Here is a 16,037-nt window from a genome sequence, read left to right on the forward strand (position 1 = left end):
GCGCTGTTTCTTAAAGGACAGCGGGGCGTCGATAAGCAATGGCCCCTGCGGTAGCGTGGGCTGCATGACTGATGCACTCGCGCCCAAGCCTGAAGACCTCTCGATAGACGCGCCGCCGGAGCTGCGCGCGCAGCTGACGCACCGCACGATCCGCGAGTTCACCGATCAGCCGGTGACCGACGAGACGATGGAGACGCTGTACCGCGTGGCGATGCGGACCGCGAGCTCGCGGGGGATGCAGCACGCGAGCCTTATTCGGGTGACGGATCCGAAGCTGCGGGAGCGGCTTGCCGAGATTGGTGCGCAGGAGTACGTGGGGCGGGCACCGGTGTACTTGGTGTTTATTGTGGACTCGGCAAGGAACGCCGCCATCCTGCGGGAACAGGGCTATGACCCGGCGGCTGCGGGCAAGACGAAGGTGTTCGTCGAAGGCTTTACCGACGCCTGCCTCATGGCCCAGAACGTCGTCAACGCTGCCGAGCGGCTTGGGCTCGGTGCGAACTACCTGGGCAACATCCACAACGACACGGCCGCGGTGATTGAGACGCTGCAGCTGCCGCGCTACACGTTCCCCGTTGTCGGTCTGACGCTCGGTTGGCCGGGGCAGAACCCGCAGCTCAAGCCTCGTATGGCGCCGGAGTTCCGCGTGATGGAGAACGGTTACCAGCACCGCACTAGCTGGTCCGAGGCGCTCGCCGACTACGACAAGGAAATGACCACCTACTACGACCTGCGCAACGCCAACAGCCGCGTGGACAGCTACATCAACCAGGTGGTCAAGCAGCTTACGCCGCAGCGCGAGCTCGAAGACGAATCGCTGCAGGCTGCTCGCTGGCAGGGCTTCGTCATCTAGGAGGATCATGCGGATCTATACGCTCGGGTTTTCGCACAAGAGCGCGGAGGAGTTCTTCGACATCCTGCGCGATTTCGGCGTGCGGCGGGTGGTGGATATTCGCCGCTCCAACACGAATCAGCTCGCCGGGTTTACCAAGAAGGACGACCTGCGCTACTTCCTGCAGGTCATTCTGGGCATGCCGTACACGCACGAGCTGGCTCTCGCGCCGTCGACGGATCTGATGCGCGCGTACCGGCATGACGAGATTGGCTTCGATGAGTTTTCGAAGCAGTTACGCGAAGAGTACGACGCTGGGGAGGTTTCGTCGCTGGATCGGTCGCTTTTTAACGACGCCGTGCTGCTTTGCTCCGAAGCAGATCCCTCCACCTGTCACCGGTTGATTGCCGCCGAGTACCTCGCCGAAGTTTGGGACGACGTGGAGGTCGTGCACCTTTAGGGTTGTGTTTGGGCTTAGCTGTGCTGTTCGCCGGTGAGCATGCTGAGCAGCAAAATGTTGCCCTCCGACAGGGCATCATCCGGGCAGTAGACCGCGTGCGGCACGTAGGCGCGCAGGTGGACGACCTCGCCTGGCTTGAGCGGGAAACGCTCGCCGCCGCACTCGAACTCCAGGGCGCCGTTGAGGCACTGCACGGTGACCGGGTGGGCCGCTTTGTGGTCCGGAAGCGTCTGGCCGGGGCAGAAATTGAAGACGATGAGGTTCGCGCCGTCACCCTGCAGCAGGCGCTTGACCCCAGGCCGCGCGTTGTCTGGCCGCGGGGCGACAGCGTTGATCGTTTGGATGCAGGTGGCGTGGTCGGTTGAGTCTGCCGAGTCGGCAGCACCAAACACTTCGGGGCGGTTGACGGGTAGGTCATCTTCGGGCTGAGACATCGTTGATCCAATCTGTGGGGTCTCGGGGGTGGTGGCGTCTGGGCGTTTACGCACCATTTTATCGGCTCAGTCCGCAGCGTGTGGCATACGCAGGACTACTCTTCGGCGGACCAGTTCTCAATGGAGCTAGCTCCGTTTGGCGTTTTCGGTTTGATGCGACCTGGGGTTTTCTACCCGGTGCGCGTGCAAATGGCGCTAGCTCCGTTTGGGTCAGGCGGCAGACCGCCGCCATACGCCCACTCCCCCACCGCAAACGGTTACATTTTGGTCACTTCCAAGATTCCACCAACATGACGCATCCCATATTGCTAGCTTTATTAGGGGCAAGACACATTCAATCCCATTCCTATTTTGATTGGAGAGCACAATGCGTATTCGTTCTACCGTCGCCGCTGTCGCAGCTGCTGCGCTTCTTCTCACCGGCTGCTCTGATTCTGGTTCGGACGCAGGCGGAGACTCCAGTAACTCAGCAAGTTCCGGCGAGTCCAGCGTGGACTTCGTCACCATCGCTACCGGCGGCACCTCTGGCCCCTACTACCAGATCGGCGCGGCCATGTCCCAGGTCTTGAGCGACACACTTGGCGCAGATTCTTCCGTGCAAGCATCGGGCTCGTCGGTAGAGAACATCCAGTTGCTGACTGATGGGCGAGCAGAGGTCGCCTTCGCCATGGGCGATGCAACCCGCCAGGCTATTGAGGGCACAGGCCCCTTCGAAGGCAAGGAGGCACTGAAGGATCTCAAGGCAATCACCGCGCTGTACCCGAACTTTGTGCAGATCGTCACCACGAAGAGCTCTGGCATTACATCCGTGGAGGATCTGCGCGGCAAGCGCGTGGGCGTCGGCGACCAGAACTCGGGCGTGGAGCTCAACGCCCAGACGATCCTGGAGGCACACGGCATGAGCTACGACGATATCGACCAGGACTACCTCTCCTACGCCGACTCGATCGACCAGATCAAGAACGGTCAGACGGACGCGGCTTTCGTGACTTCTGGTCTGCCGAATAGCTCTGTGATGGACCTGGTGACCACCGACGATGTGGTCATCGTGCCGATCGAGGGCGAAGGCATGGAGAAGCTGCAGGAAAAATACCCCTTCTTCGAAAGCGATGCGATCCCGGGCGGCACCTACGACGAGGCAGAGGATGTGCCGACCGCTTCGATCACCAACCAGCTTTTGGTCTCCCCGAGCCTGGATGATGACCAGGTCTACGAGATCACCAAGGCGCTCTTTGAAAACTTGGACCAGATCCAGGGGGCGCACAACGCCGCAAAGCAGATCACGCTCGATTCCGTCGAGGATGGCCTGGCCACCGAGCTGCACCCCGGCGCGCGCCGCTACTTCGAAGAGGTAGGCGCGCTCTAAGGCAGTGCTTGTCGACGCCCACGTGCACCGGCTCTGCGCCCTCGCCCTCACCCTCCTGCTGACGCTTGGCCTTACAAGCTGCGGCAACACCCCGGAGCTGGTGGTGGAGGACGCGGAGTCCGGTGCCGAGTTCTTCCACGTTGATGCAGACGAGGTGGACTCCATTTCCCTGGCCTGGATTCACTCGATTGAAAAAACGCCGTGGGAAGAGCACTACCGCGTCGAAGACAAGCACCTTGTGCTTACCGACGTGTACCTCAAGTCTTTCGGCGCGGGCGCCCCAACCGATCTCGAGGGGCTCACCCGCAACGAGGACGGCATGGTGCACACCAGCAGCATCGATCGCGAGATTCCCCGGCTGCAGTGGGTCCACTCCCACGAAACGTCACACACCCTGACCATCACGTTTCTGAACGGAGAGCCACCGCTGGTTCTCGACGATGAAATCCCACATCACACCTTCGCCACCGTCTACGTGCGGTAGTACCCACCGAAACTGAGAGAAGGCAGTACCCATGGACAGCACTAATTCGGTCTCCCGCAAAGTTGATCTCGACACGACCGGATCCGGCAGCAACTCAACGCAGCTGAGCGACGAAACGAGCGAGCGCGACGCGCAAGAATTGCTGGAAAAGTACGACCGCGAATCTCGCCTGCGCGAATTCGCGTCTCCGCGGACGGCTTGGGTCATCACAGCATTTGCCGTTGTCGTTTCGCTGTACCACATGTATACGGCCTACTTCGGTACGCCGCCGGTGCTGGTGCACCGTGCGGTGCACGTTGCGATGATCCTGGTGCTGGCGTTTACCTTGTATCCCGCATACAAGGGAGCCAGCCGGACAAAGGTGCCAATCTACGACATCGTGCTCGCACTCGCGGCGATCGCACCGGCAGTGTATATCTTCCTCAACTTTGAGGATCTAGTGCGCCGTGCCGGCGTGCCAACCCAGATGGACCTCGTCTTTGGCATCCTGCTGATCGTGCTGGTGCTCGAGGCGGCCAGACGCATCACGGGCTGGGCTCTGCCCATCTTGGGCATCCTGTTTATGGCGTACGCGCTCTTCGGACGCGAGATGCCAGGCATGCTGCGCCACCGCGGTTACACCTGGGAAAACCTGACCAGCTTCTTGTACCTGACTACTGAAGGTATCTTCAGTACCGCCGTCGGTGTTGCCGCGTCCTACATCTTCCTCTTCGTGCTCTTCGGCGCGGTGCTGCAGAAATCCGGAATGGGCCAGTTCTTCAACGACATTGCGCTTGCACTCGCCGGCCAGTCCCGTGGCGGCCCGGCCAAGGTGGCCGTGGTGGCCTCTGGTTTCCTGGGTTCCATCAATGGCGCGGCCGTGGCCAACGTGGTGACCACCGGTGCTTTCACCATCCCGATGATGAAGCGTGTGGGTTACAAGCCGGTCTTCGCCGGCGCCGTCGAATCCTCCGCTTCTGTTGGCGGCCAGATCCTGCCTCCCGTGATGGGCGCCGCTGCGTTCATCATGGCTGAGACCCTCGGCATGCCCTACCGCGATATCGCCATCGCCGCGCTCGTGCCTGCCTTGCTGTACTACCTCGGCGTGATTGCACAGGTGCACCTGCGCGCGACGAAAGAAGGGCTACGCGGCATCTCAAAGGAAAACCTGCCTGCGGTCAAGGAAGTCATGAAAGAACGCGGCCACCTCATGCTGCCGCTGCTGTTTTTGATCTACATGCTCTTCTTCACCGGCCGCACCATCATCTTCTCCGCGCTGCTGACCATCATCGTCACCGTAGTTGTCGCGGAGCTGCGCCCCGCAACCCGCATGGGCGTTATGGAGATCGTCGAAGCGCTTGCCGACGGCGCGAAGACCGCCGTGTCCGTCTCCATTGCCTGTGCCGCCGTCGGTGTCATCGTGGGCGTGGTGACCTTGACCGGCTTCGGTGTGACGTTGGCCAACGCGATTGTCACTATCGGCGCGGGCAACCTGCTGCTCTCGCTGTTCCTTACGATGATCGCCTGCATCATCCTGGGCATGGGCCTGCCGTCCATTCCGACCTACATCATCACGGCCACCATGGCTGCACCCGCGCTGGGCCAGCTCGGCGTGGAACCGCTGGTGGCGCACCTCTTCGTCTTCTACTTCGGCCTTTTTGCCAACATCACCCCACCGGTGGCCCTGGCTTCCTTCGCGGCGGCGGGGCTCTCCGGTGCCGATCCCGTCAAGACCGGCTTCCAATCCATGCGCCTCGCGCTGGCCGGCTACATCATTCCGTTCATCTTCGTTTTCAACCCGGCGATGCTGATGCAGGACGTCAGTCTCGTGGAAGCGTTGCAAGTGACGGTCACGGGCGTCGTCGGTGTCCTCTTGCTCTCTGTGGCAGTGGAGGGCCACCTGATGGTGCGCGTGAACCCCGTACTCCGCGTGCTGTTCGCGGGTGCGGCTTTGACCATGATGGCACCCGACCTGAGCACTGACTTGATCGGTATCGCCGTTGCATTGGTCTGCATCGTGATCCAGTCTGTGCTGGCAAAGAAGGAAGGACTCCTTTCCGTGAAGAACATCTAGGCTTAAAGAGTGATGCAGCCCACACGGTTTTCTGCAACACTGGGGCCACCCAGTCCCCGACGAAAGGCCTGCCCATGGATGGTGACCTGCCACTGAAACAGTCCCTGATGATCGTAGTGGGCACCCTCGTTGTGTTTGGTGGGATATTTCTTCTGCTTCCTGATGAGGACGACGGGGCGTCGGGAAGCGAAGAGGCCCCGGTGGAGGGGACGGCGGTCTTCCCTTCGCACGGGATGGTCGACGAGAAGATTTCGGCAGCGAGGGAAGCGGGCGAGGCCCCGGCGACGTTCGGGGCCACAGGCGAAAGCGTTGAGCCGGAAGGGGCTCGGCTGCAGGATCGGGAAGCGCCGGCGAAGGAGAGTTTCGAGCTCGTCCCGCTGGAAACCGGGGAAACCGCCAACGTGGTTGGGCAGCGTGTCTACGTCGGCCCCTTGCGCAATCTGGGCAAAAGCTTCGAGGGCAAGGATCTCGTATGTCACGATGTATCCTTCCTCAACGGCATGGACCACGAAACATGGCTCTCGGCTAGCGACTTCTCGCTTATCACCCCAACTGGGCAAAAGATGGAGTACACGCAGCCTTCCGCATTTCCGCGCTGGGACAGGTCCGTTCTCCCTGGGCAAACCACCAGCGGGGTGCAGTGCTATCAGGCTCCGATTGCCGAGGGAACATACACCGTCAACTACACGCCGTTCAACGCAAAGTACCCGCTCGCAGCATGGAAATCGGGCTTGAGCAGCGCAGAATAGGCTGTCGGTTCGAAAGCGTGCAAGGCGTGTCCGGTGCTGCTGCTAGGTTCACAACTTTGCACCGACCGCCAGCCGCTTTGCCCCGGCGCGGCTGAGCGCGTCAGAAGTTGACGCCCTGGACTACCTGCGCAGCCACTCTTCCAGCGAGTGCCTGCGCATCGAGCAGGAACGCATCGTCTTCGACGACGCCGTCGAGCTGCTGCGGCGTGTGTAGGTTTTGCTGGCTCCGATGCTTTCCTTTTCACGGCAGAAATCGCGGGACAGACGGTCAGGTGTCGTGTTAATGTGCAAACGTGAGCATTTAACTGCATATTGAATGGATACTGACTGAAAGGAACCTTGTGCACTCCCTGAAAATTCCGGGCCTCGGAAAAAGTCCCGTTTGAACAAGTTGTCGGCGCACTCATCGGGGTAATTGCGATACTTGGCACCGTTGCTGGCCTTGTAGTCGCTACTGGCGACGGAGGCAGCTCTGATCCACAATCGCGAAAGGACAACGAGAGTACTCCCACTGCCCCCGCTGCAAAGCCGAAGCCGACGACGCCGCAAGCATCCCCCTCGACAACTAAGCCGTCAGCCAATCCAACTGAATCTACCTCGCCATCCGAGGCTGAATCAACCGATTCAACAGAGCCCGACGTCCCCACGGAATTGCCGCAAGAAGAAGGTACCGAGAGTAAGTTCGGGCCAGGCAAACAATACTCGTGGCAGAGCCTCTACAACCTGGACCAACGTCTTCTAAAGATCAATGCTGATCTGCTCGAAATTAGCTTTGAGCGCTATTTATTGCGCGGAGGAGCGCACACCAGGATCGCGTTGGATAATGTCGCAATCGGCCTGGCCAACGAGATTTCCACCCTAGAGTTCGATGAAACCATTGAAGGTGCTCAGTACTTCGCTACTACAAGTTTTGATCGCACTATCGACGGCGTACCTTCGTATGTGGTCGTGACTCGGATCGGTATTCCTTATGTCGAGTACAAAGACACGGAGGTTTGGGACAACATTCAAGCTCCGGACTTCAGTGGGTTAGACGCCGGGGTTCAGACCCGCTTCGACGATAACTACTACTACGTTGTCTCTGTTATGCAGAGGTCAAAATATAGTTTCTAGCCAACAGTTTGGCTTCCTCAGCCTGTGTGGCTCCAGTTGACAGCTACTGGTTGTTGGACGAGACCGCATTACCTATTTGAAGACCATCCCTGGCCTTCGAACTCGTCCAGCAGCTCAAGCACGTCAGGGGCTCGCCACGAACGCGTCCGTTATCCAGCTGCGCTCCAACAACAATTCCAGCCCGTTCGAGAGTTTCCAACGCATTTCCCGCTGAGACTAGCGACGGTCTCAGCTCGTCGACCACGATGCGTGTCGTGAGCACCGGACGTTGCAGCAGCAGGGGCAAGACCTTTCACGCCAAGGCGTCAGAGCGGGCAGGCAGCTGCTGTCGCCACTCCCCCAGCACCGAGTCCAACTCATGCGCAATCCACGCCCCATGTTCAACGGCCTCGAGCGCACTTGCTGCGAACAGCGCCACAATCTGGTCAATATCGCCTTGCCTGTACGCATCTAGGGCGGCGAAGCAGTCATCGACTCTGGACAACAACCCCGCAGAGATCGGCACCGGCCCGTTCGCGCTAAGCCTGTTATGTCTATAGAGTTTTTGGACACGGAGTCTAATGACTTATTGGACACGGAATCCATGGAGTTCTTGGACACTTTCTAGCGGATCATTCTCGTGGTCTGTGCTGCGGTCACAAGCAGGACAGTTACGGGGTGCTTCGCCGTGCTTGATCGTGCTTCGTTGCCTCGGCAAGGTGAGGTTGGCTCACCGGCCGTGCGGCCCGTGGCGTACCGCTGCCGGAGGCTGCGCACTGAAGAGCTCTCGCCGCCAGGGGCTGTGTAGATCATCTCGGGGCTGTCGGCGGCGACCAGGGCTTAAAGCACGTGCTCCTTGAGTCTTAGGGTGGTCTGCCGTCGGCGGCTATACACGCACCGCTGCTCCCGCGTAGTTGGCCTTGGACTTTCATCCGCGCTTCTGAACGACGCCATCGGAGTGATGGCTTTGTCGACATTAGGGGACTCGAGGGCAACCAGCTCGCGGCGTTTTTCTATAGCGAAAACCATTCAGCCTTTCCGCTACTGGGAATGTCCAAAATGCCCTTAGACATCCCGTCCAAAAAGTCGTTGGACTCCTTGTCCAAAAAGCCCTTAGACATGACACGTTCGCGCTAAGCCCTCGCGACTTCAGCAACACGTGTACCAGCGCACGCCCCGTGCGCCCGTTGCCGTCTGCAAAGGGGCGGATCGTTTCAAGCTGGGCGTGCGCGATAGCCGCCTGCGCCAACGCTGGGACATCGCGGCGAGCCACGAAGGCTTCCAAATCCTCCAACAGTGCTGGAACATGCTCTTGGTGTAGCGGCACAAAAAGTGCACCACCCGGATGGTGATCATCCGGGCCACCGATCCACACTGCTTGCTCGCGCAACTTCCCCGCGATCTCCGGTGCGGAGTCCTGCAGAAGCACGCTGTGCATTGCCAATAGCATCCTAGTCGTGGCTGAATCGACCTCAATCGCGCGCTGCATCTGGCGAACATTCGCCACGATCAACTTTGCGTTCGTGGTCAGCGAGGCCTGTTGAGGAAGATATAGGCTTCACGCGCGGAATCGGGATTTTGTGAACAGAATTGCGGGGGGGGCGGAGGGGACGTCGATAAATGAGAACAGCTCGGCCCCCGGATGAACGTTCAGATGAGCAATCGAGCGTATCCACTGGTCTGTGTTGTAAGTTAAATGAAAACTATTAAAGAAACGGGACGTGTTGGGGGCACTGGCACGCCTTCTCAATCGGGGTCATGGGGGACTGATGCACTTTTCTACAAACGAGGTGTCTGCCAAAGAAGCGGCGCTGATCTTAGAGGCGCTCCCGGAGCCCAGAAAGACAACTTATCTGCATTTAGCCGCACAGTACGCTGACACTGAGACAGAGGTTCTCATCTTGGCTGCTCGCCTTTACATTTGGAATGGAGATGTGGCTGCTGCTGTAGACCGCTCTGCTTGTGAAGTCGAAATCCAACTACGCAATTTCATGGATCACGGATTCTCCCAATGGAATACGAGCCCATCACGTTGCGGGTCACCAGAATGGCTCTTGTACCCGATGGGCAAACTGGCCGAAATAACCACAAACAAGAATGGCATTGCGCTTGCAAGCATGGCTGAAATTCAACCGGGCATCGAAACGCCCACGCATGATGATTACGTAGCGGGGCTGACATTCGGTCAGTGGGTGCATCTTCTCCCCAAGCCACATGCGGGCGAACGTAATGCTCGCGTTGTTCTCTGGAATGAAGCGCTTGAGCCGAATCTCTCGCCATATGGCCAAAACTTCACTAATCGCAGGCGTTTCCAAGGCCAGGCGCTAGCAGTCAAAGATTTACGAAACCGAGCTACCCATCGACGCCCGCTAGTCAAAGACCAAAACAGAATTCAGAATGCGCACCGAGACTGCATCGAATTGCTCCGCGCAATCAATCCTGAGTTAGGGGATTGGTTTAAGAACCAGAAATGGATACCAAACGTATTGGCCACGTCGCCGATACCAAGAGAATAAAAGATGGCCCTCGATTTCTCGGGGGCCAGAGCCTATTTGCCTTGCGGCTTGATGCCTCAAAGATACGTGGATTTCAACATTGAGTCAACACGACCCACCGTAAGCGATGATCGCGCTGAATTTCCCCAACTACACTGAGGCCGACCGCACCTACAACGACCAAGGTGGTTTCCATGCAGGGCGCACGCCCGATCATCCAAGTGTTTGACGGCCAGCACCGCGAGCTCATCATTCCCGTATATCAGCGCAATTACGACTGGCAGCGGAAGCATTGCGCGCAGCTCTTCGATGACTTGGAGGAGATTATTCGTGAGGGGCGGGAGGCTCACTTCTTTGGTGCGATTGTGGGCGGCGGGACGTCGTTTGAGCGGTTAGTTATCGACGGCCAGTAGCGCCTCACCACCGTCAGCATTTTGATGCTCGCGTTGGGCGCGCAAAGAAACGCGAACGCAATCGTTCCCTTTGGCTAAGCACGTCTCTTCAATCGCGGACCAAACTCTATGTGAAGTAGACGTTTTTGAAGGGTCTCCGACCCCCTGACGAGATACGGATACGCGCAAATAGAGCTAGCTCCATTTGGCTACGCCCGCCGCCTCCGCTCGGCGAACACGTCCAGCACCTCGAGCACGTCGGGTGCACGCCAGGAACGCGTCCGCTTATCCAGCTGCGCCCCGACTACAATGCCAGCCCGTTCGAGCGTGTCCAGAGCGTTTCCTGCGGATACCAGGGACGTTCCCAGCTCATCGACCACGACGCGCGTTGTCACAACGGGACGTTGCAAGAGCAGCGGCAAAACCTTCCACGCCAAGGCATCCGAGCGGGCAGTCAGCTGTTGCTGCCACTCCCCCAGCACCGAATCCAGCTCGTCGGCAATCCACGCCCCGTGGTCCACGGCCTCGAGCGCACTTGCTGCGAACAGTGCCACGATCTGGTCAATATCGCCTTGCCTGTATGCGTCTAAGGCGGCGAAGTAGTCATCAACCCTGGACAACAGCCCCGCCGAGATGGGTACCGGCCCGTTCACGCTAAGCCCTCGCAACTTTAGCAACACGTGGACCAACGCACGCCCCGTCCGCCCGTTACCGTCTGCAAAGGGGTGAATGGTTTCCAGTTGGGCGTGCGCGATCGCTGCCTGCACCAACGCCGGGACATCACGGCGGGTCATGAACGCTTCCAGGTCGGCTAGAAGTGCTGGCACGTGTTCGTGGTGCGGTGGCACGAAGAGTGCCCCGCCCGGGTGGTGATCATCCGGCCCACCGATCCACACTGCTTGTTCGCGCAACTGCCCCGCGATCTCCGGCGCAGAGTCCTGCAGAAGCACGCTGTGCATTGCCAACAACGTTTGAGTCGTCGCTGTATCCACTTCAATCGCCCGCTGCATCTGCCGGACGTTCGCCACGATCAACTTGGCATTCGCAGACCCGGTGCCGGATAGTTCCGCCTCAAAGATTTTCCTGGACGAGGAAGTCAGCTGCTCAATCCGGCTCGATGCCACCGATTCCCCACGTAGCAAGAGCGGAATGAACGGAAAAAGATCGGTGGCGTGTGTGGCGTCAAAGCGCGTCACTGCGATAGTCGCCCTATCCACGGCTGCAAGTGTTGCGGCTCGAAGCTGAACTTCCTCGCCTGCGATACGCGGCACGACGGCGCTCTCGTAGTGGCTTGGCGTGCGCAATTGAGCGCGCCGCGACAAGTTCTCCACCGCGGCGCGCCACGGCAATGTCTCAAACGAGACTCTCGGCCACACCATGAAGCAAAGTTAGCACGAGAAGTTTTGCAAATAACACAGACGTTAAATGTTAAGGCCAGAAGTTTTAACGTGTTTAAAAATGCTAAAGCTTATCTCGCTAGTTCTTTCGGCCCGAGGTGAAGTATTCTCACTGCTTGCCAGTCAAAAGCACATCCATTCGCGGTTTCCGTGAACTAACGTGGACTCCGCCTACAAGAAAGGATCGCTCCCGTGAAAAAGAAGTTCGTCGGTATCGCGACTGCTGCCGCAGTTACACTCTCATCTATCGCTGCGGTGCCTTCCGCTACTGCAGCGGCCCCATCCACCGCACTCACGCAAACGACGGGGAGCTCCGCAGCCACAAACTTCACGGCAGCGGCGAAGCAGGCACCAGCGGTGACTCCGCTTGCAAAGGGCGAGAGCACCGACTTGAGCAGCAAGATTGGCGGCGGGATCGCCTTTGTCATTTTCCTCGGTTTCATGCTGTGGTCAATCGGTTGGAATAGCCCGTACAACCCCAACGGCCGGTTCGCCGAGGCTTATAAGTAGCTTTCGCTCGAGCACTCAGCTTCTGCGGTTAGCTCCCGGTACTGGCTGACACTGTCGAGGTGGCATAGGCGGTCAATTACTCTTCTGCCTCGTCCGCTCCAAGCCACTCCGGGTTTCCCCACTTCGCGGCCGCGCCTAGTAGGTCTGCTCCCAGCTCCGCGTTGTGAAAACGTTGGTACATCGTGCCTCCGCGGCGCATCATCCGCACGTTGAGGGCATACGCCCCTTCCAGCATCACTTCAAGAGCGGGAAACTCTTCTTGCCCCATGATGACGTCATAGAGGTAAAAGGCATTGAAGATCCACCGCGTCGTTTGCGCGATCGGATACTCCCCATCACCGACTTCCCACCACCCGTTGTGGCTCCGCTGGTACTTCGCGTATTCTTCGTTTCGCTCGGTATTGATCCACACCAGGGGCAGCTCGCCGCTATGAATGTCCCCGACCATCACTTCGATATTCCCCGCACTGATGCAGAACGTGCGGAAATAATCACGTCGCTTATTTGTCGACGGCAAGCATGACACTGTCCAGAGACTGCCCTGCGTAGCTAATGGATCCGGAATGGTCTGGTGGATAAACCAGCCAGCAATCTCTCGAGTAAAGAAGTAGTCCGGACGACGCGCCAGCTGAAAGAACTTCGGTAGCGAGTCATCGGCAAGAGTTTTCCGTTCCGCGCGATCCCAGGGAAGCGACACACTGCTGCCCTCGCTGACTTCGATGACGTAGTCTTTTTCGCCGTGCGGACGCTTGGTGTCCACCACGTTACGGAGGGAACATGTGCGCTCCGTTTCTGAGATGAGGATTCTTTCCGCTGCAAGCAGTGGCTCTGGCTCAGGGATGGGGAAGAATTCAAGGCCAACGATGTCATCCCAGCGTCGCCGGTGGCTGGCGAAGCGACGGACCACGTTCTCTGCCTGTTCGACGTAGGCTTCCCCGTTAGCAAAGCTTAAACGGTATATGCCTCGCTTGTCTTTCCCGTGGAAGAGCACAGAAACCGAGTCGAGGTCATCGACCTGGTAAGCCGTTCCTCGAAACGTCGCCTGCTCAAACTCGATGCCCATGTAATAGAGCCTAATCTGCGTGAGAGCAGAGCAAATCATGCTGACAGAAAGAACCGAGGTCTTTCGCGCTTTCAGGCCAGCTACGCATCCACACCACGTCTCACACCCCCAGCCCCCGCCGCCGTCACCACGCTCATCGCCAGCAGCACCGCTGCCGCCACAGCAAACACCCACGCCCCAGCCGCGCCGTAGATCGGCAGAAACACGAGCGGAGTCAGCGCGTTGCCGTAGAAGCGGAACGCCTGGATGGTGGACAGGATCTGAGCCCCGCCCGGCGAGCGCAAAGTGAGCACGTTGATGGAAATCTGCGTGCCCTGCGCGGCGAGTACGGCCACGCCCCACAGCACGGCAACCAGGATCAGCGACGGCATAACGCCAATTCCGATGAACGCCACGGCAGCGACCACCAGCCCGCCAGCGATGACCACCCGCGCACCCAGCCGATCTGCAAGCGAGCCGACCCATCGAGCGAAGATGAAAGAGGTGAACCCGCCGGCCATCACGACCACACCGCGCAGGGCCGGGTCGGCGTCGAAGCGATCACCGACATAGAGCGCGAGCAGGAACCCAAACCCGATGACGCAGGTACCGATAGTCAGAAGCGTCAGCGACGCACGCACCACAGGCCAGCTGAGCAGGCGACCTTCGCGTGGTGCGCCAGCGCCTGCCGGCGGCGTCGAGGGCAGTCCCGTCACAACGATGGTGAGCGCAAGGAAGAACAACAGCACGTACATGACCCGCCAGCTGGCAAATTGCACACTCAACCCGGCAACCAGGGGCGCGGAAAATAGGCCGCAGGACTGCATCGCCTGGTACGTACCAAGCGCTTTGCCTAACTCTTCCTCTGGAGTCATCGACTTGAGGATCAGTTGGAGCAAGGGGGACGTAAAGGCGTTGGCAAGCGCGGCGGCTATGAACGCCACGACGAACATCCACCACTTCGGGGTCAGCGCAAGCACAACGGCCGCGAGCGCGATCACACCAAATGCGCAGCGCACCACCCTCGCCGGCTCTAGGTTGCGCACCAGGTAGGTGGAAAACAGCATGGCCGTGGCGAAAGACATTAAAAACGCAGTCATTGTCAGCGACGCTTGCCGCAGCGTAATCCCAAAGTCCGCCGCAAACTCCGGCAGCACCACCGCGATCGACTGCCCCTGAAACGGCCCGATGAACCCACCAGCCATGATCAGGAAGTTTCGAAATCGATCGAGTGCTCGCATAACGCTAAAGCATAAACGTTCAATGAATTCGGTTCAGGGGCTCGACGCTTGCCGACGCCACCCAGCTGCCTTTTCACGACGCGGTTCGGTACAATTACGTGGATTTCTCCGGCACGGCTCCGCTAAAAGCGTCGCTTGGCCCTTTAGGTGTAGGAAAGCTGCGTTACCAATGGCTCAGAGTGTGACCCCGCGAGGCGGGAAGAAGTACGACGAGATCATTGACGCCACCTACCGCCTCCTGCAACACAACGGCTACAACAACACCTCCATCGCGGCGATCAAGAAGGAAACAGGGGCCAGCGCGAGCTCGATCTATTGGATGTTCGAGAACAAGGACACACTGATCTCCACATCGCTGGAGGCGCAGTACCCGGTGCGCACCATTGCAGAAGATTGGTCTTCGTTCTCTCCGGAAATTCCGCTAATCGAGCAGCTACGCCAGCTGCTCGCCTCTGTGCTGGAATCCGAGCAGCGCGGCCGCGCTGTACGTACTGGATTACTGCTCGCCCTGGAGGGTTCCGCGCAGGCGCTCCCCGTGCAGGAGCCTTTTCGACGTCGGCGTGCCGATGCGCTGCGCGCGTTCCGTTTGTGGTGGGAGAGGGCGCTGGTGGCGTCGAGAAGCGAGAGCGGCTTGGACATCGAGCAGGCAGCGATGCGAATGAGCGCGCTGACCCAGTGGTTTTTGGACGGCCACTTCATTGGTGATGTGTACCTCAAGGACGAAGACACCGAGGCGCGGTTGGAGCTGATGGCGCAGGCGATGCTCGCTGCTGCGGCCTCGCCGTTCGTTTCAGCACCCGAGGCAGCAGGCCCGGCAGCACGCGAGGAAGACACGCCCTCGGACCTGCTGGGACATGTGCGATCCTTGGTGGCGCAGCGCGGGTACGAGGGGGCCACCTTCGCCCAGATTTGCGCAGCTGCCGGGGTTGCGCGCAGCTCGATTTACTGGAAGTACGAGGACAAGGACGCGCTGATCAAGGACGCGTTTGTGGGCCCCTACCTGGAGATGAAGGGCGAACTCGACAGCTTGCCGGACGCACGCGAGGTAGGCGTGGCCGAAGCGCTCGCGCACGAGCTCGTAGCAATGAACGGGCGGTTGCACGCATCCCCGCTTGTGGCTGCCGGCGGCTTGCTGATCGCAGCTCAACGTCGGAAGCCGACGACTCCTGCGGGTCACGCGCTGATTGCGGGTTCACGGAGCAGCGAGCAGCGGCTGGCGAGCTGGCTGAAAACGGCCGACCTCTCCAACGAGGTCAACCCAATCCACGTGGCGTGGCTGTTCAACCGGCTGCGCATCGGCATGGTGGCGGGCGTCGCGCTGCAGGATAACGCTTTACGTCTAAGCGAAGCCATGACTGTCGGGGCAATTCAGCAATTGCGAGCTCATTACGCGGCCTCCTAGCCACCCCCGATTACACCAACTGTGTTCCGTCCACTGGAACGTTGGTTCCAGCCAAATACTTCGCGGTCTAAAGTCCCTCCCGAAAGAT

Annotated in this window: 18 protein-coding genes; 12 read left to right on the top strand and 6 right to left on the bottom strand. The window is 59.5% G+C overall.

The window, feature by feature from the left end; translation table 11 throughout:
• The first annotated feature begins 64 nt into the window (after positions 1-64).
• A complete protein-coding gene (locus CIMIT_RS11385) occupies positions 65-853 on the top strand; it encodes a nitroreductase family protein (protein WP_051904978.1) in 789 nt (262 codons plus the stop codon).
• 7 nt (positions 854-860) lie between these two features.
• Entirely contained in the window at positions 861-1,292 is a 432-nt protein-coding gene (locus CIMIT_RS11390; protein ID WP_038593190.1) for a DUF488 domain-containing protein, read from the top strand.
• A 14-nt stretch (positions 1,293-1,306) separates the two neighbouring features.
• On the opposite strand, the gene CIMIT_RS11395 is transcribed toward CIMIT_RS11390, so the two are convergent.
• Positions 1,307-1,726 carry a cupin domain-containing protein gene (locus CIMIT_RS11395; RefSeq protein ID WP_144311859.1) on the bottom strand — a complete coding sequence of 140 codons (420 nt, stop codon included), beginning with the start codon at positions 1,724-1,726 and terminating at the stop codon, positions 1,307-1,309.
• Between the two features lie 367 nt (positions 1,727-2,093).
• On the opposite strand from CIMIT_RS11395, the gene CIMIT_RS11400 reads away from it, so the two are divergent.
• The 6 genes from CIMIT_RS11400 to CIMIT_RS11420 all read left to right on the top strand — a co-directional run bounded on the left by CIMIT_RS11400 (position 2,094) and on the right by CIMIT_RS11420 (position 7,491).
• Positions 2,094-3,092 (top strand): TAXI family TRAP transporter solute-binding subunit, encoded by a 999-nt coding sequence (locus tag CIMIT_RS11400; protein ID WP_038593193.1) that lies wholly within the window; start codon positions 2,094-2,096, stop codon positions 3,090-3,092.
• Between the two features lie 4 nt (positions 3,093-3,096).
• The gene (locus tag CIMIT_RS12225) at positions 3,097-3,576 is read left to right on the top strand and encodes a DUF1850 domain-containing protein (RefSeq protein WP_051904979.1); all 480 of its coding nucleotides are present in this window, start codon (positions 3,097-3,099) and stop codon (positions 3,574-3,576) included.
• 31 nt (positions 3,577-3,607) lie between these two features.
• Entirely contained in the window at positions 3,608-5,629 is a 2,022-nt protein-coding gene (locus tag CIMIT_RS11410; RefSeq protein ID WP_084674369.1) for a TRAP transporter permease, read from the top strand.
• Positions 5,630-5,703: 74 nt separating this feature from the next.
• Positions 5,704-6,378, top strand: coding sequence for a DUF4352 domain-containing protein (locus CIMIT_RS11415; protein ID WP_038593195.1), 675 nt, complete (start codon positions 5,704-5,706; stop codon positions 6,376-6,378).
• A gap of 91 nt (positions 6,379-6,469) precedes the next feature.
• Positions 6,470-6,592 carry a Wadjet anti-phage system protein JetD domain-containing protein gene (locus CIMIT_RS12670; protein ID WP_144311867.1) on the top strand — a complete coding sequence of 41 codons (123 nt, stop codon included), beginning with the start codon at positions 6,470-6,472 and terminating at the stop codon, positions 6,590-6,592.
• 437 nt (positions 6,593-7,029) lie between these two features.
• Positions 7,030-7,491: a hypothetical protein gene (locus tag CIMIT_RS11420; RefSeq protein ID WP_038593197.1), complete on the top strand. Its 462-nt coding sequence runs from the start codon at positions 7,030-7,032 to the stop codon at positions 7,489-7,491.
• Between the two features lie 292 nt (positions 7,492-7,783).
• Here the strand turns inward: CIMIT_RS11420 and CIMIT_RS11425 are convergent, their stop codons facing one another.
• Together CIMIT_RS11425 and CIMIT_RS12485 are read right to left on the bottom strand one after the other, a co-directional pair.
• Positions 7,784-7,975: a hypothetical protein gene (locus tag CIMIT_RS11425; protein WP_144311860.1), complete on the bottom strand. Its 192-nt coding sequence runs from the start codon at positions 7,973-7,975 to the stop codon at positions 7,784-7,786.
• A 471-nt stretch (positions 7,976-8,446) separates the two neighbouring features.
• Positions 8,447-8,959 (bottom strand): Fic family protein, encoded by a 513-nt coding sequence (locus CIMIT_RS12485; protein WP_084674370.1) that lies wholly within the window; start codon positions 8,957-8,959, stop codon positions 8,447-8,449.
• Between the two features lie 280 nt (positions 8,960-9,239).
• Between CIMIT_RS12485 and CIMIT_RS12490 the strand changes: the two genes are divergently transcribed.
• Positions 9,240-9,986: a hypothetical protein gene (locus CIMIT_RS12490; RefSeq protein WP_231910306.1), complete on the top strand. Its 747-nt coding sequence runs from the start codon at positions 9,240-9,242 to the stop codon at positions 9,984-9,986.
• 173 nt (positions 9,987-10,159) lie between these two features.
• Positions 10,160-10,378, top strand: a complete 219-nt coding sequence (locus CIMIT_RS11430; RefSeq protein WP_038593201.1) for a DUF262 domain-containing protein — start codon at positions 10,160-10,162, stop codon at positions 10,376-10,378.
• A 188-nt stretch (positions 10,379-10,566) separates the two neighbouring features.
• Here CIMIT_RS11430 and CIMIT_RS13025 read toward each other — a convergent pair whose 3' ends face one another.
• Positions 10,567-11,736, bottom strand: a complete 1,170-nt coding sequence (locus CIMIT_RS13025; protein WP_038593204.1) for a Fic family protein — start codon at positions 11,734-11,736, stop codon at positions 10,567-10,569.
• 210 nt (positions 11,737-11,946) lie between these two features.
• Here CIMIT_RS13025 and CIMIT_RS11440 point away from each other — a divergent pair, with 210 nt between their 5' ends.
• Positions 11,947-12,264, top strand: coding sequence for a hypothetical protein (locus CIMIT_RS11440; RefSeq protein WP_038593207.1), 318 nt, complete (start codon positions 11,947-11,949; stop codon positions 12,262-12,264).
• Positions 12,265-12,340: 76 nt separating this feature from the next.
• Here CIMIT_RS11440 and CIMIT_RS11445 read toward each other — a convergent pair whose 3' ends face one another.
• On the bottom strand, positions 12,341-13,327 hold the full coding sequence (locus tag CIMIT_RS11445; protein ID WP_144311861.1) for a GIY-YIG nuclease family protein: 987 nt from the start codon (positions 13,325-13,327) through the stop codon (positions 12,341-12,343).
• An 80-nt stretch (positions 13,328-13,407) separates the two neighbouring features.
• Positions 13,408-14,547, bottom strand: a complete 1,140-nt coding sequence (locus CIMIT_RS11450; protein ID WP_038593211.1) for an MFS transporter — start codon at positions 14,545-14,547, stop codon at positions 13,408-13,410.
• Positions 14,548-14,716: 169 nt separating this feature from the next.
• Here CIMIT_RS11450 and CIMIT_RS11455 point away from each other — a divergent pair, with 169 nt between their 5' ends.
• Positions 14,717-15,949: a TetR/AcrR family transcriptional regulator gene (locus CIMIT_RS11455; RefSeq protein WP_038593214.1), complete on the top strand. Its 1,233-nt coding sequence runs from the start codon at positions 14,717-14,719 to the stop codon at positions 15,947-15,949.
• Positions 15,950-16,037: the final 88 nt, after the last annotated feature.

Origin of the sequence: Corynebacterium imitans, from assembly GCF_000739455.1 — a bacterium.
GTDB classification, from domain to species: Bacteria; Actinomycetota; Actinomycetes; order Mycobacteriales; family Mycobacteriaceae; genus Corynebacterium; species Corynebacterium imitans.